The organism is Gleimia coleocanis DSM 15436, assembly GCF_000159015.1.
Classification (GTDB): domain Bacteria; phylum Actinomycetota; class Actinomycetes; order Actinomycetales; family Actinomycetaceae; genus Gleimia; species Gleimia coleocanis.
In genome coordinates, this window is sequence record NZ_DS999541.1 from 1 (window position 1) to 22455 (window position 22455).

Annotated in this window: 16 protein-coding genes; 11 read left to right on the forward strand and 5 right to left on the reverse strand. The window is 47.2% G+C overall.

All coding sequences use genetic code 11. The features are described 5' to 3' along the window. Positions 1 to 54 precede the first annotated feature (54 nt). The 5 genes from manA (at position 55) to HMPREF0044_RS01310 (ending at position 7033) form a co-directional block, all read left to right on the forward strand. A complete protein-coding gene (gene manA, locus HMPREF0044_RS07780) occupies positions 55 to 1245 on the forward strand; it encodes a mannose-6-phosphate isomerase, class I (protein WP_141553802.1) in 1191 nt (396 codons plus the stop codon). A 71-nt stretch (positions 1246 to 1316) separates the two neighbouring features. Beyond that, positions 1317 to 1778, forward strand: coding sequence for a MarR family winged helix-turn-helix transcriptional regulator (locus HMPREF0044_RS01295; protein WP_211205069.1), 462 nt, complete (start codon positions 1317 to 1319; stop codon positions 1776 to 1778). Continuing rightward, positions 1775 to 3550, forward strand: a complete 1776-nt coding sequence (locus HMPREF0044_RS01300) for an ABC transporter ATP-binding protein (protein ID WP_006546294.1) — start codon at positions 1775 to 1777, stop codon at positions 3548 to 3550. The genes HMPREF0044_RS01295 and HMPREF0044_RS01300 overlap by 4 nt, the downstream gene beginning before the upstream one ends. 1 nt (position 3551) lies before the next feature. Next, positions 3552 to 5348, forward strand: coding sequence for an ABC transporter ATP-binding protein (locus HMPREF0044_RS01305; protein ID WP_050754330.1), 1797 nt, complete (start codon positions 3552 to 3554; stop codon positions 5346 to 5348). 89 nt (positions 5349 to 5437) lie between these two features. After that, the gene (locus tag HMPREF0044_RS01310; RefSeq protein WP_006546296.1) at positions 5438 to 7033 is read left to right on the forward strand and encodes an aspartate:alanine exchanger family transporter; all 1596 of its coding nucleotides are present in this window, start codon (positions 5438 to 5440) and stop codon (positions 7031 to 7033) included. A 281-nt stretch (positions 7034 to 7314) separates the two neighbouring features. Here HMPREF0044_RS01310 and HMPREF0044_RS01315 read toward each other — a convergent pair whose 3' ends face one another. Further along, positions 7315 to 8772, reverse strand: a complete 1458-nt coding sequence (locus tag HMPREF0044_RS01315; protein ID WP_006546297.1) for a threonine/serine exporter family protein — start codon at positions 8770 to 8772, stop codon at positions 7315 to 7317. A 361-nt stretch (positions 8773 to 9133) separates the two neighbouring features. Here HMPREF0044_RS01315 and HMPREF0044_RS01320 point away from each other — a divergent pair, with 361 nt between their 5' ends. The 4 genes from HMPREF0044_RS01320 to HMPREF0044_RS01335 all read left to right on the forward strand — a co-directional run bounded on the left by HMPREF0044_RS01320 (position 9134) and on the right by HMPREF0044_RS01335 (position 13743). Continuing rightward, entirely contained in the window at positions 9134 to 10918 is a 1785-nt protein-coding gene (locus tag HMPREF0044_RS01320; protein ID WP_050754334.1) for an acetolactate synthase large subunit, read from the forward strand. A 1-nt stretch (position 10919) separates the two neighbouring features. Beyond that, complete coding sequence (ilvN, locus tag HMPREF0044_RS01325) at positions 10920 to 11432, forward strand: acetolactate synthase small subunit (RefSeq protein ID WP_040312662.1); 513 nt, start codon at positions 10920 to 10922, stop codon at positions 11430 to 11432. Positions 11433 to 11434: 2 nt separating this feature from the next. Continuing rightward, the gene (ilvC, locus tag HMPREF0044_RS01330; protein WP_006546300.1) at positions 11435 to 12460 is read left to right on the forward strand and encodes a ketol-acid reductoisomerase; all 1026 of its coding nucleotides are present in this window, start codon (positions 11435 to 11437) and stop codon (positions 12458 to 12460) included. Between the two features lie 137 nt (positions 12461 to 12597). Next, a complete protein-coding gene (locus HMPREF0044_RS01335; protein WP_006546301.1) occupies positions 12598 to 13743 on the forward strand; it encodes a branched-chain amino acid aminotransferase in 1146 nt (381 codons plus the stop codon). 79 nt (positions 13744 to 13822) lie between these two features. Here HMPREF0044_RS01335 and ilvD read toward each other — a convergent pair whose 3' ends face one another. Both ilvD and HMPREF0044_RS01345 read right to left on the reverse strand, forming a co-directional pair. Next, positions 13823 to 15700, reverse strand: coding sequence for a dihydroxy-acid dehydratase (gene ilvD / locus HMPREF0044_RS01340; RefSeq protein ID WP_006546302.1), 1878 nt, complete (start codon positions 15698 to 15700; stop codon positions 13823 to 13825). Positions 15701 to 16653: 953 nt separating this feature from the next. Then, a complete protein-coding gene (locus tag HMPREF0044_RS01345) occupies positions 16654 to 17667 on the reverse strand; it encodes a CE1758 family FMN-dependent luciferase-like monooxygenase (RefSeq protein ID WP_006546303.1) in 1014 nt (337 codons plus the stop codon). A gap of 105 nt (positions 17668 to 17772) precedes the next feature. Between HMPREF0044_RS01345 and HMPREF0044_RS01350 the strand changes: the two genes are divergently transcribed. Next, the gene (locus HMPREF0044_RS01350) at positions 17773 to 18525 is read left to right on the forward strand and encodes a hypothetical protein (RefSeq protein WP_006546304.1); all 753 of its coding nucleotides are present in this window, start codon (positions 17773 to 17775) and stop codon (positions 18523 to 18525) included. Between the two features lie 5 nt (positions 18526 to 18530). Here the strand turns inward: HMPREF0044_RS01350 and HMPREF0044_RS01355 are convergent, their stop codons facing one another. Next, positions 18531 to 19253, reverse strand: coding sequence for a YggS family pyridoxal phosphate-dependent enzyme (locus HMPREF0044_RS01355; RefSeq protein ID WP_040312665.1), 723 nt, complete (start codon positions 19251 to 19253; stop codon positions 18531 to 18533). Positions 19254 to 19359: 106 nt separating this feature from the next. Here HMPREF0044_RS01355 and HMPREF0044_RS01360 point away from each other — a divergent pair, with 106 nt between their 5' ends. Beyond that, positions 19360 to 19929 (forward strand): flavin reductase family protein, encoded by a 570-nt coding sequence (locus tag HMPREF0044_RS01360; RefSeq protein ID WP_006546306.1) that lies wholly within the window; start codon positions 19360 to 19362, stop codon positions 19927 to 19929. Positions 19930 to 20077: 148 nt separating this feature from the next. Here HMPREF0044_RS01360 and HMPREF0044_RS01365 read toward each other — a convergent pair whose 3' ends face one another. Next, positions 20078 to 22438, reverse strand: a complete 2361-nt coding sequence (locus tag HMPREF0044_RS01365; RefSeq protein ID WP_040312667.1) for an LPXTG cell wall anchor domain-containing protein — start codon at positions 22436 to 22438, stop codon at positions 20078 to 20080. Between the last annotated feature and the right edge of the window lie 17 nt (positions 22439 to 22455).

The window sequence follows — 22455 nt, forward strand, 5'->3', positions numbered from 1 at the left end:
GCAGGACAAGCATCGGCTGAGTTTTCCTACTTGATCACTGCTAAGATAAAAAGAATGGGAAAGTTATTTAAGGTAAACGGGCACCCCAAGTATTATGCTTGGGGTGATAAGCGTACCCTTTACGATTTTCTTGGCTGGCACCGTGGTAGCGAAAGGTTCGCGGAACTTTGGTTCGGCACCCACCCTAAAGGGCAGAGCAGTATATCAAACGGTATTCCACTCATCACGATGGTTTCTAACCCTACTGGCTTTATGAAGCCAGTCAGTTCTGGCTTCCTAGATTATATTGGCCTTCCCTACCTGGTTAAGTTTTTGGCGCCAGCCGTGCCGCTCTCCGTACAGGTACATCCTTCTAAAACTCAGGCCATGGCAGGCTATAGTAAAGAGGAAATGCTACACATTCCGCTTAATGATCCTACTCGTATTTTTAAAGACCGGAATCATAAGCCAGAGCTTTTAGTTGCGCTCTCTGACTGGGAAGCGCTGGTCGGAATAACCTCTGAAACTGAGGTTGCAGAGTTCTTGACTGCCTTGGACACGCGTCATGCTCGCGTAGCGCTAGTTGATATTGAAAGAATTGGTTTAGCCGAGTATCTGCGAAGCGTGCTCACTGGCGAAGTGAGTATCTCTGCGTTTGCGATTGCTGAAACAGTTGCTCGCTGCGGTGAGCTCGCCGGTTCTGCTGTTTGTGACAGAGTGCAGAAGCGTGCGCAGCTGATTTTACGTTTACATCAGCATTTTCCAAATGACATTGGTTTACTCTTAGCGTTGGCTATGAATCATGTAAAGCTATCTGCTGGTGAAGCAATGTTTGTTCCGGTGGGAACTCTGCATGCTTACTTGTCTGGCATTGGGTTCGAAGTTATGGCATCTTCAGATAATGTTTTGCGTGCTGGTTTGACGAAGAAACATGTTGATCCGCAGGGTTTAGCGTCCTGTGCTAATTTCCACAGCGAAGATCCGGCGATTATTACTCCAGTGGCACAGCAGCTTCAAGGGGTGTCAGTGGTGCAGTATGCGGTGCCGGTAGCTGACTTTGGGGTGGAGATTTTTTCTTTCGAGGGCGGGCAAGTTGCGCTTACGAATACGTTGAATGAGCTTTTAGTTTGTTTAGAAGGCTCGGTAGAGATTGATACTCACGTGCAGAATCTTTGTTTACAGAAAGGCGAAGTTGCCTTCTTGACTGAGAATAGCCGGGTATTAGTCACTGGTGAGGGTAAGGTAGCCCACGTTAAAGGAGTTTAACTTGAAAGAATCCTAATACTATTAGATGATTACTCTCAGAAGAAAATAGCTAATAATATTAGGTAATGATTTTGAGTACGACTTACACACATAACGACTATACTTCACTAGCCGTAGACTTAATCCACCACGTACACGTCCTCAACAAGTACGGATTCAACCAAAAGTTTGCTGAATCCCAACGTGGTGAAGGCATGGTGTTAGGCTACCTAATGCATCAAGACCAGGCAGTAACGCCCTCGGAAATAGCACAACACGCCAACCTAACCAGCGCGCGAATAGCCACCATCTTGAAAACCCTAGAAAAGAAAGCCCTGATTACTCGCACCACCGACCCCAGCGACCAACGACGCTGCCTGGTAGAACTCACCACAACCGGATGCGAAGCTGCCAAAGAATTCCATGCCTCGGTAATGCACTACATTGAAAAAATGCTCGCCAGCATCGGCATTAACGATGCCACCGAATACGTGAGAATCCTTGGGAAACTAGCCCGCAGTACCCAAGCCAACTACCAGGAGGAAAAACAATGAGAAGCCTACTAAAACGCCTCAACCAAAATCAGCGAGCAAGTCTCACCCTGGTAGTCGGACTTATCATCTGCCAAGTCTGGTTCGACCTAAAAATCCCAGACTATATGGCTGATATCGCGATCCTCACTCAAACACCCGGAAATCACCTGGAAGAAATCTGGCGTATCGGCGCACTCATGCTACTTTGTGCACTCGGAAGCATATTATCTTCGCTTAGCTCCGCCTACATAGTAGAACGCACTGCCGCTGGCTTCTCCCGGTCTCTGCGCCACGACCTATTCACCCGCGTAAACTCCTTTAGTGCTGCAGAAATCAACAAATTCTCAACAGCCAGCCTGATCACCCGCTCCACCAATGACGTCTCTCAAGTGCAGATGCTAATTTCCTCAGCCGTATGGTCGTTGGTACGCGGGCCAGTTATGGTAATTCTCGCCGTTACCAAAATCGCTGGGAAAGGTGACGCCTGGCTAACGGTAACCGCTCTCGCAGTCTTTACCATGGCTGCACTATTGGGACTAATGCTACGTCTAGTAATTCCGCGTTTTAAACAAATGCAAGAATTCACCGACGACATTTCAAGAGTTACTCGTGAACACCTCGTCGGGCTACCAGTAGTACATGCTACCAACTCCCAAAAACGTGAAGAAGAAAAATTTGCGCTTACCAACCAACGACTCACTTCAGCAACTCGCTTCACAGGACTGAGCTTTTCAACTATATTCCCAATGATTTTTACCACCGTCAGCCTACTGACTGTAGCCATCTACTGGGTTGGTGCCCAGCTCATTGACGGAGCAACAGAACCAGAGAAACTACAAATATTCTCAGATATGGTCGTATTCTCAAACTACACTATGCAAATCATGATGGCATTCATGGTGATGTCCATGGTGCTATTCATTTACCCACGTGCTTCTGTAGCTGCCGGACGTATCAAAGAAGTATTAGAAACCGAACCAAGTATTGCAGATACTCCTGCAGGCACCGCGCAGAAGCAGCCAATCCAGGCAGGGGAAATTGAATTTCGTAACGTCACTTTCCGATTCCCCGACGCCAGCGAAGATGCGTTAGAGAACATTAACCTCCAGATTCTGCCTGGCCAAACCGTAGGCATTATCGGAGCAACCGGAAGCGGAAAAACTTCACTAGTAAACCTAATTGCACGTTTCTATGACACCACCGGCGGACAAGTCCTCATCGATGGTCAAAACGTTAAAGATCTAGCTTTAGAAGAACTCTATGAGAAACTCGGCTACGTCACCCAGCAGGCAGTCCTATTTAAAGGAACTATCGCCTCAAACGTTAGCTACGGTATCAAAAATACTCAAACCCAGGAAGAAACCGAAAAGCGTATTTACAACGCCCTCGAAATAGCACAAGTAAGTGACTTCGTTAGTAGCCAAGCTGACGGAATCGAAACTGAAATCGCACAAGCTGGTAAAAACGTATCAGGTGGGCAAAAACAACGCCTCGCCATTGCCCGCGCAATCGCGAAGCAGCCACAAATCCTCATTTTTGATGACTCATTCTCAGCTTTGGACTACCGTACCGACCGACAGGTACGAAATGAACTCAAAAAACACACCGCAGATGTGACGACACTGATTGTGGCACAACGCGTCGGCTCAATCCGAGACGCAGACCAAATCATTGTCATGGATAACGGGCACATTGTGGGGCAAGGAACCCACCAAGAACTAATGCACACCTGCGACGTTTATCAAGAAATTGCGAACTCGCAGCTCAGCGTCGCAGAACTGGAAGGGGAATAGAATGGCCGGCCCTCATTCACGTATGCCAGAAAAAGCAAAAAACCTTGGTCCAGCACTGCGAAAACTGGCGAAAGACTCTAAACGCTTCACGCCCATAATTGTAGTTGCGATTACCGGCACCTCAATTGCGACTCTATTCACCGCGCTGGCACCTGGGTATTTTAAGCAGCTGACGGACCTGATGCTCGCCGGTTTTAAAACCGGTATTGATTTTCAAGCAGTCAATAAGATTCTGCTGATCCTATTGGGAATTTACCTGCTGAATATGGTTTTTACTCAAGTTGAAGGAGTCCTTTTAACGGAGATTTCCCAACGAATCGGTAAGGATCTGCGTCGCCGTATTTCGGAAAAGATCAACCGCCTGCCTTTTAAGTTCTTTGATAACGCTACTTACGGTGACATTATCAGTCGCGTAGCAAATGATGTAGACGCGATTGCGCAGACGCTGAACCAAAGCCTGGGGAATCTTTTCTTTTCGGTAGTAATGTTTATTTCCGTGCTGGTGCTGATGTTCTACACCTCCTGGATCCTGGCGTTGGTAGCGTTAGGTTCGGTAGCGATTGGGATGAGTCTTACCACTGTGATAATGAAAAAATCGCGTAAGTATTTTGTGGCGCAGCAGAAACTATTGGGCGAGATTAACGGGCATATTGAAGAAGTTTTCTCAAACCACCAGGTAGTTAAGGTGTATAACGGTTTCGGAAAGGAATTAGAAAAATTTAGGGCCGCTAACGATAACTTGTACAACGCAGCTTGGAAGGCGGGTTGGGTGTCTTCGTTGATGATGCCAATCATGCGTTTTATGGGAAACCTTGGGTATTTATCGGTGGCAGTTGCTGGTGGTATTTTAGTTTTCTATGGGCAGATTACCTTCGGTGTGATTGTTGCTTTCACTCTTTACTTGCGTATGTTGAACGAGCCTTTGCAGCAGTTTGCGCAGGCTGCTGCTAATTTGCAGCGTACAGGTGCTGCTACGGAACGCATTTTTGAATTTTTAGAAGCGGAAGAGATTTTGCCTGATGGGATTTCTTCCGAGGGCGTTCCTTACCAGTTACAGTCTTTAGGAGCTGTAAAGGGGGCTGTGGAGTTTCGTAACGTTCATTTCGGCTATGAGCCGGGTAAAACGGTTATTAATAATTTCAGTGCATATGCTCACCCCGGGCAAAAGGTTGCGATCGTGGGGCCAACTGGTGCGGGTAAAACTACGCTGGTGAATCTGCTCATGCGTTTTTATGAGCTTGAGAGTGGACAGATTTTAGTTGACGGGGTGGATATTACCTACGTAAGTCGTAAGAACCTACGTGAGCAATTTTGCATGGTATTACAAGATACCTGGCTGTTTGCTGGTAGTGTCTATGAAAATGTTGCTTACGGTAGACCAACGGCAACTTTGGAAGAAGTTGAGGCTGCGTGTAAAACCGTAGGCATTGACCATTTTATTCAAGCCTTGCCGCAACGTTACCACACGGTCTTAGATGATAACACGCAGCTATCTGTGGGGCAGAAGCAGCTTCTCACTATTGCTCGGGCAATGGTGCAGGATGCGCCGATTTTAATTTTAGATGAGGCAACTTCTTCAGTGGATACCCGAACTGAATTGATCGTGCAAAAAGCGATGGATCAGTTAATGCGCGGACGTACTTCTTTTGTTATTGCTCATCGTTTATCGACAATTAAGAACGCGGACTTGATTCTGGTGATGAAAGACGGCGACATTTTAGAAAGCGGAAACCACTCTTGTCTATTAGCAAAGGGAGGATTTTATGCTGACCTATACAATAGCCAATTCACGTCGTAGAATTGGCGCTCTAGGCACTATTACTCATTAGGTTGATTTTTTTAATGAGATACTAGGAAGGCCTTGACCATAATCAGGAGAGATCTACTGTGACTACTGTTTTTCATTTTTTGGCTGACCAGCCTATTTTGACGCTGTTCCTGGTGCTCGGCGTTGGTATGGCATTTGGCCACGTTAAGCTTAAGGGCGTCAGCCTCGGTGCTGCCGCAGTTCTTTTCTTCGCAATCGGATTATCAGCTTGGGCGCAAGCTTACGAGATCGAAGTACGTATTCCACATGAACTAGGTATTCTTGGCCTCGCCATTTTTGCTTTCGCAATTGGTATAACTTCTGGTCCAAGTTTCTTCCACAATTTGAAGACGGCTCTGGGACCAATTTTCGCAATGCTTACGCTCTACGTTGTGGCTGCGGGCGCAGCCTATGGCGTAGGTAAATACGTTTTCAAGATGCCAATCGCACTGATTGCAGGTACTTTTGCGGGTGCAACCACTAACACTCCAGCTTTGCACGCTGCTCAGCATGCATCTGGCGACCCGGGTACTGCCACTGTCGGCTACGCAGTTGCGTACCTATTCGGCGTGATTGGCATGCTGATTGCTTCGCTGGCTGCTCTAGCATACGGCAAGTACGATACTGACAAGCCATCTGAAGTAAGCAACCGCACTATCCGCGTTGAACGTACGGACAGCCCAACTGTCGCTTCCCTTTACGAACTGGCAGATAAGAAAGTGACGTTCTCTCGTCTGCGTCGCGGTGAAACCGGACCAATCTTTACTCCAGCGATGGAAGACACCTTGGATAAAGATGACTTGATCACCATTGTTGGCCCACACGAAAAAATCACGGTTCTGGCAAACGAACTGGGACATGCATCCACTCACTCTCTGATTGCTGACCGTCGCTTCCTAGACTTCCGTCGTATTACGGTTTCTGATCCAAAGATCGCTGGCCGTACCATTGAATCTTTGGACTTGGATATTAAGTTCAATGCAACCGTATCCCGTGTTCGTCGTGGTGACATTGATTTAGTCGCTGAACCAACCACTGTACTGCAACAGGGTGACCGTGTTCGTGTTGTTGCTCCAACCCACACTATGAAGGAAGTTACCAAATTCTTTGGGGACTCCGCGCGTGGCTTGACAGACATCAACCCGATTGCCATGGGCTTGGGAATGACTCTGGGTGTGCTTTTGGGTGAACTTCCAATTTTGACTCCAACTGGCGAATACTTCTCTATCGGTTCCGCAGCAGGTACTCTGATCGTTGGTTTGATCTTTGGCAAGATTGGTCGTATCGGTAAGCTGGTAACCACTATTCCATCTTCTGCAGCTGCAGTATTAGCTGAGTTTGGTCTGTTGGTTTTCTTGGCAATGGCTGGTACTACCGCGGGCGGTCAGATTGCAGAAGCCTTTACCGGTGGCAAGTGGGTACAGATCCTACTTCTAGGTATGCTAGTAACTACCATCATGGCAACTGGTCTGTACGTTACTATGCGTTGGGTATTTAAGATGGGTGGCACTAAAACCGCAGGTATCCTGGGTGGTGCACAGACTCAGCCGGCAGTTCTGGCTTTCGCAAATGCGCGTACCGGAGCTGATCCTCGTGTAGCTTTGGGCTACGCACTGGTTTACCCAGCTGCGATGATTGGTAAGATTTTGGTAGCGCAGATCCTGGGTGGTCTGTAAAACCTAGGGTTTTAAAACAAATAGGGTGGGACTTCAGTGCAAGTCCCACCCTATTTGTTTTAAACATACGAAATAAGATCTGTATCTTTTGGTTACGTGGGTGTATGTGTTTACGTGTTAAAGAAGCAGAATATAGAAAACTGGCGCGTGGTATTTCACCACACGCCAGTTAATCTTGATTATTCTTGTGCAAGTTAATCCAGCAGTAATGCGTTAGTTACTTAGTTACGGTGCATTATCCTTTTTGGTAGGTTGTTACACCGAAACTAATTTTCAAAAGGCTAACGGACAGTGTGTATGGACTCCGGAGACAGCTTAGCGGCACGTAGATTAACTTGATCGAATGCCCAACCACGGTCGGTAAGAATGCGAGCCAATCCTAAACCAGCGCCGATAGCTAAGATCACGAATGTAACTTCCATAACGGATGCCATAGCAGTTTCGAAACTACCTTGGTTCAATGCCGTGATAGCGCGGTAGAATGGCACACCAGGAATCATGATGACCACAGCGGGAACGGATAAGGAAACACGTGAGAAGTAAGTCTGTGCAGCGATAGCGGAAGCTACCAGACCAACTAGCAGGGCAGTGAGCGCCACCAGACCCTGGTTTGGTAGTCCAAAGTGAACTAGCAGAATCCGGATTGGGTTAAGAATCGCCCCTACTAAACCAGCCGTGAACGCAACCTTTAGTGGGGAGTTAAATAGAATTGCGAAGCAGAACGCTGCTATCCAAGTAGCGCAAGCATTCATTACGAATAGTAGTACCAGGTTGGAAGGGACGTGCACAGTTGGTTCCACCGACCAATTTGTAACGCTTACTACCGCCCAAGTTGCTACGCCAGCTGAAACCATCAGAGTCATTACGTAGAATCCACGTGCAATGCCCGCCAGCATATCTAGACGAACCAGGTCAAGGATGGAAGTAACCAGTGGGAAACCTGGGACGAGGTAAAGAATCGTGGAAATAACGCCAGACTGGTGGGAACTGTCAATGATAGTAGTTTGGAGTAGGACAGAGACGACTGCGATGTAGAAGCTGGTGGAAAGTACTGCGCAGGCTAACCAGGTAGCGACATGGTTGAAGCGTTTACCTAAGAGGATGGAACGCAAATATTGACCAATGAAAGCTGCGAAGAGAACTACGGAGCATTCAACAACGCCGCCTTTGTTTAAAAAAGCGAATCCCGCACATCCGAAACCTGACGCGAGAGCCAGTTGTAGGCGGGAATACAGGTGAGGCTTGGCAGCGATCTCATCGAGTTTTCGGTCGAGATCTTCCACAATCATGCCGGGTTGTAGATCGCGGAGGAAGACTCGCAAGGCATCTATGCGGTCAGCGTTTACGCCAACGATGCGTTGTTCCACGATTTCAGTGCGGAATGTGCCTGAGGTATGCGCGGTAAGAGCAAGTTCAGTAAGACCTACCTGAGATTGAACTTTTTCAATGCCGACTGCTGCGGCTAAGCGAGCCATAGCGGTTTTTACGCGGTATGCGCCAGCTCCGGCAGCCATTAGTAGCGTGCCGAGTTTAATTACGAGGTTAGTTTGTGCAATCAGGCGGTCTGCTGCCGCTTGTCGTTCAGCAAGTTCAGTTTGACTTGCAGAGAACTGGGCTAAGCGGTCGTGAAACTCTTTATCGGTTAAGTGTGAAGCCGTGTTTTCTGCAGGGGATACAACAGGAGTATTAGCTTGGCTAGGGTTATTACGCTTTAGCGAATCAATAATTTTCTTTAACACGGAAATAATTTTATGACTGGGCAACGACGCTTAAAAGCATGCCTATATGGTTTGTGAGGAAAGAGACGAGCTGGTATCGAAAAGCGCTATAGGGTTTTGTTTATGAGGAATGCTCTATTGATGATTGGAGGGAAGATATCCAAAATAAGAGACAGCTTTCAGAAAATAAATGTGGTGCGTATAATAATTTATTATGAGTCTAAACAGCGTAGTCATTATTAACGCCGTGGTCATTGTGTCATGGCGTGTGAGTTCTGCTGTTTGAAAATAGGTGAATCACACGCCAGGCCCTTTCGAAGCTAGAAGCATCCGAAAGGGGTTTTTTATAGTCAAAATAAGCACTGGCAGAATGGACACAGACATGAAAAAACCGGCGAATACTGAAGAAACCCTACAAGCCGCTCCCGAACGTATAACCGGAGCGCAAGCGATTATCCGTACATTAGAAAACCTGGGGGTAACTGACGTATTTGGAATGCCCGGTGGCGCTATCCTCCCCACCTACGATCCGTTAATGGAATCAAACCTACGCCACATTCTGATTCGCCATGAACAAGGAGCTGGACACGCAGCAGAAGGCTATGCAATCTCAACTGGGAAAATTGGGTGTGCCATCGTAACTTCAGGACCTGGAGCAACCAACACTCTCACCGCCCTAGCTGACGCAAACTTGGACTCCGTACCAATCGTGGTTATATCTGGTCAGGTTGCTACGAATTTCATAGGTACCGACGCATTCCAAGAAGCCGATGTGATTGGAGCTGCTATGCCAATCACAAAGCACGGGTTCATAGTCCGTGAAGCAAAAGACATTCCAGCACGAATCGTAGAAGCCTTTCACTTAGCAAATACCGGTCGCCCAGGCCCGATCCTAGTAGACATCACCAAGTCAGCGCAAAATGAAATGCTTGACTTCGTATGGCCACCCGTAATGGACTTGCCGGGTTACTCCCCAGCCCACGAACCCAAAGAAGACGAAGTAGTAGCAGCTGCTACACTCATCGCACAATCACAAAAACCAGTGTTTTACGTTGGTGGAGGACTGGTACGTGCACAGGCAGCGCACCTCTTAAAAGACCTGGTAGCAATCACCGATATTCCAGTCGTTACAACACTACCAGCCCGAGGCGCATTCCCAGACACCGACCCACATCATCTAGGGATGCCAGGCATGCACGGCAGTGTCCCAGCTGTTGGAGCGCTACAACGTGCAGACCTAGTAATCTCCCTCGGTGCTCGTTTTGACGACCGAGTAACCGGTAACCTCGACTCCTTCGCTACCCGCGCGAAAGTAATCCACGTAGATATTGACCCAGCAGAAATCTCGAAACTACGCCATGCAGATGCTCCAATAGTTGGACACCTGCTACCAGTTCTAGAATCCCTAAAACAGCAAATCCCACTCGCCTATAAAGAACACGGCAAACCAAACCTAGACAATTGGTGGAGTTTCCTTAACAAACTCAAAGCAGACTACCCATTGGGATGGGCAGAACCCACAGACGGAATGCTCGCCCCACAATACGTCATCAAACGAATCTCTGACCTGACCGGGCCAGAAGCCATCTACGTAACCGGTGTCGGCCAACACCAAATGTGGAGTGCCCAATTCATCGAATTTGGAAACCCCGGATCATTCGTATCCTCATCCGGACTTGGAACCATGGGCTATTGCATACCTGCAGCTATGGGAGCCCAAGTTGGCAACCCAGGTACGAAAGTTTGGGCAATTGATGGTGACGGATCATTCCAGATGACGAACCAAGAATTAGCTACCTGTGTAATCAATAACATTCCTATCAAAGTAGCTCTCATAAATAACTCGGTACTAGGTATGGTAAGGCAGTGGCAAACGTTGTTCTACAACAGTCGCTACTCAAACACCGTACTATCTACACCAGGCCAAGAAGTACCAAACTTCTTAAAATTAGCAGAAGCATACGGAATTGAAGGAAAACGGGTATACACTGAAGCAGAAGCAGATGAAGCGATCAAGTGGGCGCTCAGCGTGAACGACCGTCCAGTGTTCATAGACTTCCGCGTATCTAAGGACTCACAAGTATGGCCAATGGTTGCAGCAGGAGTCTCAAACGACGCAATCCAGTACGCTCGCGGTATTGCACCAGAATGGGATGAGGAGATCTAAAATGCCTGCAAAACACGCACTTTCCGTCCTCGTAGAAAATAAGCCCGGCGTACTCACCCGCGTAACAGCTCTGTTCGCCCGACGGTCTTTCAACATCGTGTCTCTTGCTGTGGGAGAAACAGAACATCCTAAAGTGTCACGTATTACTTTAGTAGTTGAAGCTAGCGACAACGAAGTAGAACAAATCGTAAAACAGCTCAATAAGCTCATAAACGTGCTAAAAATCGTCGACCTTTCAGAAATTCCCGCTGTACAACGGCGCCTAATGATGATTAAAGTACGAGCCGACGAAAGTCGCCGTACCGGGGTCCTACAAATCGTGGAACTATTCCGCGCACATGTAGTTGATGTTTCCCCTGAATCCGTAGTCATCGAATCTATCGGAAACGAAGAAAAACTTAATGCCCTGCTGGGAGCTCTCTCTCCGTATGGTTTAATCGAAATTGTCCAATCCGGTTCAGTGGCAATCAGCCGTGGACCAGAAGCCATCCTGGATCAACTAAAAGGAGAATAATCATGGCTGAAATGTTTTACGATGACGACGCAGATTTGTCACTAATTCAAAATAAGAAAGTTGCCATTATCGGCTACGGTTCACAAGGGCACGCACATGCGCTTAACCTACGCGATTCCGGAGTACAGGTAGTAGTAGGTTTGCGTGAAGGCTCCACTTCTTGGAATAAAGCAGCAGAACAAGGGTTGGAAGTAGCGCCAATCGCCCAGGCAGTTGCCAGTGCAGACATAGTTATGATCCTCACCCCAGACCAGGTGCAACGCCACGTTTATGCTTCTGAGATTGCTCCAAACCTCAAAGCAGACGCAGCTTTGTTTTTCGCACACGGTTTTAATATCCGTTTCGGATACATCAGCCCGGATGCTTCCCATGACATTTGCATGGTAGCGCCAAAAGGTCCAGGACACACGGTACGTCGCCAGTATGAGGAAGGTCGTGGCGTGCCAGCAATCGTAGCAGTTGAAAATGATGCTTCTGGTTCTGCTTGGGATCTGGCACTCTCTTACGCAAAGGCAGTAGGTGCAACTCGTGCGGGCGTAGTAAAGACCACTTTCAACGAGGAAACTGAAACTGACCTGTTCGGTGAACAAGCAGTTCTTTGCGGCGGTGTTTCCCAACTAATCCAGTACGGTTTTGAAACCCTGGTGGAAGCCGGCTACCAGCCAGAGATCGCTTACTTCGAAGTCTGTCACGAACTGAAACTCATCGTAGATCTGATTAACGAGGGCGGTTTGGCAAAGCAACGTTGGTCATGCTCTGACACTGCAGAATACGGAGACTACGTATCCGGCCCACGAGTAATCACCCCAGACGTAAAAGACCACATGAAGGACGTTTTGGCAGACATTCAGTCCGGTGCTTTCGCAAAGCGTTTCATCGACGACCAGGATGCTGGCGCTCCAGAATTCCTGGCACTGCGTGCTAAAGGCGAATCCCACCCAATTGAAGCCACCGGTCAGGCTCTGCGAAAGAGTTTCGGCTGGTCTTCACGCGACGAAGACTACACTGACGGTTCCGCAGCGCGCTGAAACTAACCCATGAGAGTTCGCCCTTCCTAATCCTTTAAAGTAGACGGAAGGGCGAACTTCATAATACGAAGAACGCTAAAAATCCGCCCTCGAAAATGATTATGGGCTTTTGTAAAACAGGTTCGGAAAGGACGTAGATGAGTACTCAACCAACCCGTAGTTACCTGGAAGAACTGGGGAATCAGTCGGTTCCAGTTGCCACAGAAATTGCCGGTCGTTTTAAACCAACGGTACATCCTAATCCCACACCTTTGGAAGCTAAAATAAAAATCCTAAAAGATTTAAAGTTTGGTCAAATGTTTAGTGACTACATGGCTCGGGCAGTGTGGACCCCTGAGACCGGATGGACACAAAAAGTCATTCAACCTTACGGTCCAATCCAGCTTTCCCCAGCGGCAGCAGTGCTACACTACGGGCAAGAAGTCTTTGAAGGATTAAAAGCCTACCGTCATGCGGATGGATCAATCTGGAGTTTTCGACCAGGGTTTAACGCCGCGCGTTTCAACGCCTCTGCGCGGCGAATGGCAATGCCTGAACTGCCAGTTGAAGACTTCCTCAGCTCTATTATCGACACAGTGCGTGCAGATCCCACTTGGGTTCCTGAAACTAATGGATCTTCACTTTACCTACGCCCGTTCATGTTCGCTTCAGAAGCATTTTTAGGTGTTCACTCTGCAAAAGAAATTACTTACCTAATGATTGCTTCCCCAGTGGGACCATATTTTGCTTCTGGGTTAAAGCCAGTGAAAATCTGGGTTAGCACAGAATATCACCGGGCTGCACCAGGTGGAACGGGAGCGGCGAAAACCGCTGGAAATTATGCGGCATCGTTACTTCCACAACAGGAAGCTGCATCACGTGGATACGATCAAGTGTGCTACCTAGACGTAATAGAAAATCGTTTCTTAGAAGAGTTAGGTGGGATGAACGTATTCGCTGTACGCAACGACGGAAGCATACTAACACCTGCAGTTACAGGCACGATTTTAGAAGGCGGTACGCGTTCTTCGATTATTACGTTGCTACACGATTCAGGTAGGGAAGTTTTTGAAACGCAGATTGCGGTGGACGACCTGGTTAAGTGGATTCAAACTGGAGAAGTGACTGAAATGTTTGCCTGTGGTACGGCTGCAGTAGTTACTCCTATAGGTGAACTAGGTGGAGAAAATTTTAAGGCGCGCCCAAAGGGCGGGGAAGTTACTCAGTGGATTTACGATGAACTAACTGGAATCCAAAACGGGACTCGACCTGATAAGTATGGTTGGTTGTATCGTTTAGTGTAGCCCCGTACAGGGTAATGCGGATTGCAGATAGGAAACGCCTGCCAGTTTAGGATAAACCAAGGAACTGGCAGGCGAAACTTTAGTTAAGTCGCTGGATTTGTGAAATATCGCGTGCGGCCCCTGATGAAGCAGAAGTTGCAGTTAAAGCATATAACTGCAACGACGCAGATACCTGGCGGTTACGTGTTAAAGGTGTCCACGGGCGCTCACGCTGTAACTGGGTTTGTCGACGAGCCTCTAAGACTTCATCCGATACATCTAAATGCAATAGGCGTTGCTGTACGTCAATTACGATGCGGTCTCCGTTTTCAATTAGGCCAATCACGCCTCCAGCTGCTGCTTCAGGGGAAATATGTCCCACAGAAATACCTGAAGTGCCGCCAGAGAAACGACCATCAGTGATCAGAGCAACTTCCTTACCTAAGCCACGACCTTTTATGAAGGAAGTGGGGTAAAGCATTTCCTGCATGCCGGGACCACCAGAGGGGCCTTCGTAGCGGATAACTACGACGTGTCCGGCTTGGACAGTTTTATCTAAAATCTTTTCAATGGCTTCTTCTTGAGACTCAAAAACTATTGCTTCACCTTCAAAATGAAAGAGGGAAGGATCAATACCAGCAGCTTTAATGATTGCGCCATCTGCAGCTAGGTTGCCGTGCAGAACGGTTAAGCCACCATTTTGGGTGTACGCGTGTGCTACATCGCGGATACAACCTCTTGTAGCGTCAGTATCTAAAGTGGACCAACGATTGTCAGTAGAGAATGCTTCCGTAGTGCGTTTATTACCAGGGGCAGCGTGGAATAAGTCCAGGGCTTTTTCGGTAGCTTGCCCTCCGCGAATATCCCAGTCGTCCAACCAGGAACGCAGGTCCCTAGAATGGATGGAACGAACAGTATGGCGAAGTAGCCCACCTCGGTCCAGTTCGCCTAATAACGCGGGTACACCACCTGCACGGTGTACATCTTCCATATGATAGTCATTGTGGTTTGGAGCTACTTTTGATAGGCATGGAACGGTGTCGCCTAATGCGCCAATATCGTCAATGTTGAAATCTATGCCTGCTTCCACTGCGGCTGCCAGTAGGTGTAGGACTGTGTTAGAAGATCCTCCCATTGCCATGTCAAGAGTCATAGCGTTGTAGAAAGCGTCTTTGGAGGCAATCGAACGGGGCAGGACACTCTTATCCTCATGCTGATAGTAGTCGCGTGCCAGTTGCATGACTACGCGCCCGGCTTCTTCAAATAGTGCTTCGCGTGATTTATGGGTGGCCAGGGTTGAGCCGTTACCCGGCAGGGATAGCCCCAGGGCTTCGGTTAAACAGTTCATGGAGTTCGCGGTGAACATGCCTGAGCAGGCTCCGCAGGTGGGGCAGGCTGCTTTTTCGAGGGCGGAGATGGCCGCGTCAGAGATTGAATCATCAGCTGTGGCGTTCATAACTGTAACTAGGTTGCCACGTCCATGTTCGGATGGGCCGACGATCAGGCTAGGGTCAATATTTTTACCGGCTTCCATTGGCCCGCCAGAGACAAATACTGTCGGAATGTTTAGGCGTAGTGCGGCGAGCAACATACCTGGGGTGATTTTGTCACAGTTTGAGATACAGACCAGGGCATCAGCACAGTGGGCGCGCACCATGTACTCTACTGCGTCTGCAATGATTTCACGGCTGGGTAGGGAATATAGCATTCCCTCATGTCCCATGGCGATACCGTCATCTACGGCAATGGTATTGAATTCTTTGGAAACCCCACCGTTTTCAGTGATGGTTGCGGCGACGATTTTACCCATGTCACGCAGGTGCACGTGTCCGGGGACAAACTGGGTGAAAGAGTTAGCGATTGCTACGATTGGTTTGCCGAAGTCATCATCGCCCATGCCGGTAGCCCGCCAAAGCGCGCGAGCTCCAGCCATGTTACGACCACTGGTGGAGGTAGCTGAACGCAGGGGGATAGGCATGGAATAACTCCTTAAAACTGTAGTTTAATAATGGCTGAACTGGCCAAAATATGCTTAATCTTATCTTATTAATGAAAGATGACTAATGAGTATCTCATACAATGGCGATTGACGCTGTGAGTAGGCGCGTAAGATGAAGGGCATGGATAGAGATAACACTTTACTATCTGAAGTTGTGTGTTAGTACTGAAACTGTATTGCAGGATGCTGTTTTAACGAAGAAGAATTGAGAAGGAGTTTTGCTTCGTATCGGGCCAGGCGAGCCGGATCAAAGATACAGTTGATCTAATAAAAACTTTGGAATGTGTGCACTTTTGCTTCTAGAGTTTTCCGTAGTTATAGAAGATGCTCTCATTTGAGCTTTCCAATACATGGGCGTTACTGGGGTCCGGGTCAGAGCAACCTAGATAGACCCGTGGAATTATTAGATTATAGGTGCAATGCATGACGCACATTATCGAAGGTATGGGTACTTTGTAAAGAAGCGTGATACTGAACTTGTGAATAACATTATAATTGACATTATTGCGGGTAAGTATCGTGCAGTCATTTAGCCTAATGCACTAACGGATTAGCTGTTTTACGCCAAACGGAACTTATTTGCCCAACCACCTTAGGAGATTCTAAATGATTTATATAAAAGGGGAACCGAAAAATCATTTGGTGTTTTCTAAAAAGCTAAAACCATTAGCTTAATCGCTATGGTATTAGCATTTGGCGCCCTAGTAATAGTGATCTTCCACCGGCTAGTGGGGGATCACTGGTGCTGTGTAGTTTACCGTTAAGTGCAGGGGCTGCGATACTGGGAACTGGAAACGCCTGTGGGGTATTTTGCCATAGGAATGCTACTTTGAGTATTTCCCGTCGCACTTATTCTGCTCTTAGGGGTCTGATATAAGTATCCCCTGGCTGGTGCTTGCAAAGAATTTTTAGCGCCAGCCAGGGGATTTTAATCACTTACCGTAAACCTCACGCAAAGCTGGTGCAACAACTTCGCCCAGTATCTGGATCTGTTCCAAAACCATGTCTACAGGCTGACCAGCGTGGTCAATCAGGAACAGTAGACGCTTAACATCACCGTAGTGATCCTTCATCTTCGCGTAGCGATCGATTACCATTTCTGGAGTGCCCACGGTCAGTGGGGTAGCCTGTTCAAAGCTTTCCAAAGATGGACCGTGACCGTAAACAGGAGCGTTATCAAAGAATGGGCGGAAAATACGCTTTGCTTCAGCTTCAGTATCAGCCATGTAAACCTGACCACCAATACCCACGATAGCGTCTTCCTTAGCGCCGTGGCCGTAAGCTTCCCAGCGTTCACGGTAGAGGTTAATTAGGGAAGCAGTATGTTCCATGTTCCAGAAAATGTTGTTATGGAAGAAACCATCCTTGTAACGAGCAGCTAAGTCAGCGGTTTCAACAGAACGAATGGAACCATGCCACACGAAAGGCGCCTTGCCGTTAAGCGGGCGAGGAGTAGAAGTGAAGTTAACCAGTGGAGTACGGAACTTACCTTCCCAATTAACTACATCTTCATGCCATAGGCGGTGTAGCAAACCATAGTTTTCTTCTGCCAATTCCAAGCCATCAAACGGGCTCTTGCCAAACCAAGGGTAAACAGCAGTGGTGTTGCCACGACCTAGCATCACAGAAACACGGTCGCCTGCCATGTGCTGTAGCATCGCGAAATCTTCAGCAATTTTTACAGGGTCATTAGTAGTAATCAAAGTGGTTGCAGTAGTCAGATGCAGTTTAGTGGTCTGACCAGCAATGAAACCAAGCGTGGTAGTTGGAGAGGAAGAGAAGAAAGGTAGGTTGTGGTGTTCACCTAAACCGAAAGTATCCAGGCCAGCTGCTTCAGTTGCCTTAGCGATCTGCACGATTTCTTGAATACGCTGTGCTTCATCAGCTGGTTCGTTAGTCACTGGGTTAGTGGTTAAGTCGGATACTGAAAATACGCCGATTTCCATTTTATTAGTCCTTTCGAAGGTTTATTTTCTCTACAAGGAGAGGTTGGCTCTGATTCTAGTACGATTAAACAAGTAGTGCATAGTTGAAAGTAGGATAATAGCGGAATGTGTTTCACTGCATTAAAAGAGGAATTGAAGTGGACTTTTACGTTACCAATGACTTGGTTACAAGGGGTGCTTATAAACTTGGTTTTAGCAGGAGTCTATCGTTTATTTTGGACTCTGGAAGCAAACCCTAAATATGACACGGTTTTACTTTACACAGTTTATTTTGCAACTTTCATAATGGCAGACGTAACTACTACTAATATTTTTGGTGCAGATTTAGAGCGAACCTGGCGTAAACTTCAACAAGGCGAATCCTTCAGAGCGATTTTAATGCGTAAAAATGTTATACAGTTTTTAGTTATTATTCTGCCGTTTTTACTAATTACTTATGCCTGGACAGAATACTTATATGTAGATGCGCAACTGCTGCGAACTATTCCCGGTATTTTATACCCGATGCTACTTTTCTTAGGAATAGGAAATCTAATATCAGTTCTATACGTAGTACCTGCAGTAGGGTTGCAATGGCACTTAAAAAACTTATTTAACATTCGTAAACAAATACCAGTAGTAGTTGCTTATCTGATTCCGTTCGTGCTTTATGCAGTATGGGTTTTTACTGATCTACCCGGCTGGCTAAATCAGATTCTACGTGCGTTGGGAAGTGACATAATGGTTCTCCCTGCAGAGTCAGCTACACTGCTAGTAGTTAGTTCGTTTGTAGCCTATGGGGTTTTAACCTCTCTAGCGGTTGCCCTACACCGTCGGTTCGGATTAGTAATCTGGGGCGAATTTTCCAAAGGCGTCTGAAAACATCAAAGCCGAGGTCCAAACACAGCATTGCCAATCCTGATGCGAGTGCTGCCTTCCGCAATGGCTAATTCAAAATCAGAGCTCATCCCCATTGAAAGATTAATTGCTTTTTTTAGCGAAGGGTGCTTTATAGCCTCATCACGGATCGCGCGTAAGTTAGCGAAAGACTTCCCGATTAAAGCCTGATCAGTAGTGTGTGCGCCAATAGTCATGAACCCCGTGACTAATAAGCCAGGAAGGTCAGCTATTTCTAAAGCAGTTTCCAAAGCTACCTCAGGAACTAAACCTGATTTTGAAAGTTCGCGTGAAGTATTGACTTGAAGCATGATTGGGAGCTGCTCAGTAGGATCTAAACGTTGGCTCAGAGCCCGGGCCAACGCTAAAGAGTCCACAGACTCAATTTCATCAAAAACCCTCACAGCCGCATTAATTTTATTCCTCTGGAGATTCCCAATCAGAACGGAATGAAAACTAGAAAGCGGGCCATCACGAAGAATCGGGGTGGTCGCCTGCGCTTCCTGAACACGATTATGCGCCAGTAACGCCCGGCGTCCACTTGCTTCAAGAGCTAAACCAGCGTGTAAAGCTTCTGTTGCAGAACGCGTTTTAATTGCGATTTCCAGCTCAATTTCAGCGGCATGACGATGATTCATCTCTGCGCAAGCCTGGATTTTATCAAGAACTTCCGATACATTCTGGTAAATGTGAGCGAAATTTGGAGTCATATTAACCAGTATAAGAAGGAAGAAAAAGGAATGAAAAAAGCAAGGGAGCGTGATATGGTAAGGCATTGAAAATATAAAGTACAACGTGCCAGCAGAACGGAAAACCATGCGTAAAGTACATTACGTCGAAGAGCTAACCCCAGCAGAAACCTACGACATGGCGATGAGTATCGTAGCCCCACGCCTAGTTGCCTGGGTTTCAACATACAACTCTGACGAAAGCGTGAATATTGCACCATACGCAATGAGCGGAGTAGTGTCAATCAATCCTCTCATCGTTGAGTTTTGCTCCATCGGTAAAAAAGACACCTACTTTAACGCGATGGACCGTAAAGCCTTTGGATTCAACATTCCTTCACAACGCCATAAAGAACTAGTAATCACCAGTGCGAAACCATTAAAACGGAACGAATCTGAAGCTGAACAATGTGGCATCCACACACGTAAGGGCGAAAAAGTAGACGCGCCAGTAATCGAACTTACCCAAGCATCATTTGAATGCGAAGTAATCGATACTAAAGAAATCGGAGAATCCACCATCGTCTACGGAGCAGTTAAAGCTATTCACACCGCAGAAGGCCTGGTATCCCCAGAAGGCTTCGCAGACTTCGCACAACTCAACCCACTCACAAAACTAGGTGGAAACCAGTGGGGAACCACTGAGGCTTTCGTTTAAATTAGAGTTTTTTAGCCTCCGCTGGATTTGCTTAAAAGCGCCTGGTGGAGGCTATTTTATTACCGTGTCAGCGCGGATACAAAAGTGGGGTGGTGAGTGCTTTGCACTCACCACCCTTGAGCTAACTCAAACGGTTTTTTAGTTTGAATCAGTTATTGTGCTTGCGACGGGTAACAACGCCTGCAATACCAACCAGTCCCAGCAGACCAGCTAGAACAGCGAGTGCTGCGGCAGCGGTGCCGGTGTTAGCTAAACGTGGTGGTACTGCCACTGGGACAGTGGTAGCGACAGGGGTTTGTGCTTTTGCTGGGCGCTTGAGGATTTCTACGCCTACGCGAGCCAGTTCCTTACCCTTAACGTCAGTAACAACTATATGGTGTGCGCCAACTGGGAAGTCGGTTGGAACCTTCCAGCTGACAGTAGCCAGTACGGATCCGTCAGGTAGGGTGGTTAGAGCTTGCTTTCCCAGTTTCAGCGGGGAAGAATGCAGGTAGAAGATTACTTCTGTTTCCCCATTTGCTTTCGGCATGGTGAATGTGGCTTTAAGCTCTTCACCCCAGTAGTATTTAGCTGATTGGGTGCCAAGTACAATATCAGCCCAAACTGGTTCAGCTGGCTTGGTGCTTTCGTCCTTACCACCTTCAGGTTTAGAATCAGCACCCGGCTGGTTGCTGTCGCCAGGCTTGGTGTTGTCGCCGGGCTTTTCGCCACCGGGCTTGGTGTTGTCGCCAGGCTGGTTGTTTCCGTCATCTTTACCTTCGTCAGGCTTAGAACCATCACCTGGGGTAGCTCCGTTATCGCCAGCGTTATCTCCGGCGTTATCGCCACCGGGCTGTTCAGTGCCTGGGTTGTTGTCACCCTGGCCACCATTACCTGGAGCGTTAGGATCTTCCTTAGGATCTTCCGGTGCAGCTGGGATCTCTTCCAGTTCAAATACTTTATCCAGGAAACGATCTTCGCCGGTTACGACAACTTTTTGCTCTGGAGTAACAGTCTTATCCTTGTACTGCTTACCCTGTGGAGCAGCAGGCAGAGTGTAAGAAACTACCTGACCATCCGCAGTGGTTTCAACAGTGAATGGTACTTTTTGACCACCGGTAACCTGGAAAGAACCAGCTTCCTTAGCTTTCCATTCAATGGTTTTTGCTTGGCCGTCTTCCACTACAGGAGCGTTATCTCTGTCTTCGGTTAGAACTACCAAAGTGGGGTTCTTTTTCAGTTCGTCAACCAACTTAGAGAAAAGATTTGCAGCAGTAAAATCGCCTTCAAATTCGACATTATCCAAGACGATTACAGGATCATCTTCGCCAACCTTAACAACGCTTAAACTTGCAGTCTTATTTACTTCACGGCATTCAACTTCAGCAATACCATTTCCGAAGTTGTAAGTACATCCTTCGGGTGCTGCATTTGCTGCCTTCAGTGTAACTTGATTTCCAATGTAAGCAACATACTGATGATCATTGAGTGGTTCATTAGCTTTATCAACATTCTGGATAATCACATTAATAATTGCACTTTTACCATTGATTTGAAGAGTGCTTTGTCCACCATTAATAAGGATATTGCCTTCGCCAACAAGGTTACCAGGAATCTCGAAAACTCCATTGCGTGCCGCCATAGGCTTGCGAACATCAAGATTGGTACCAGTTTGAACCTGTACATTTTCAGTTAGAGTTGAAAGTGGACCTAAGACAAGGTTGCCTTCCAATAGGGAAAGGGCTGGAACGTCAATAATATCTGCCTCTACTGAACCACCCTGCATATTTACGCGGTTATTAGGCGCATCGGTGCCGATAATCTTATTAAAATTAGCGTTATGTAAATTTAGGATTACCTTATCTGCACTGTTTGGACCAAGAACAATGTCAGCTCCCTGTGGAAGCACAACATTGTCTTTTAAATTAACGGTAGCATCAATGTTTGTGGGTGAATTAGTATCTTCATCTGAAGTAATAACTCCAGCCAGCTGAGTATTCGCAGGTGAATTCTGAACAGTTACCTCTGCTTTATTACCCACACCATCCTTTTCTTTTACCGCACCGGTATAGATGGTAGGAGCATTAGAAGAAGTATTATTAACAGTAGTCACATTATCGAAAGTCAGCTTATGCCCATTGGCAAAAATACGGAATGCGCTATTTGATTCTGGACGTGACTCAAGTTGAATGTTCTTAAAAGTTACATCCTTAGTGATGTAAGTCTTCTTAGTTGAATCAGTACGAAGAACAAGCGTTCCCCCCTGAATGGTTACAGCCTTATCGATCTTAAGGTCGGTTCCCCCCTGACGAGTTACTGTTCCCTCGATTTGGATGACATCGCCGTCAGCAGCATTTTGAATAGCAGTATCCAAACTGCCGTATGCCTGTTCAACCGAAGATCCATCACCGCTACCGGAATCCTTAACAAAAATAGTTTTTCCGCCAGTAGCGTTTGCAACCCCAATCCCTGAGGACAGTCCCGCCAGGATCAGGGCAGTTGCTGAGAACAAAGAAAGCGTCCTCTTCATACTGGTTTCTCCTTGCA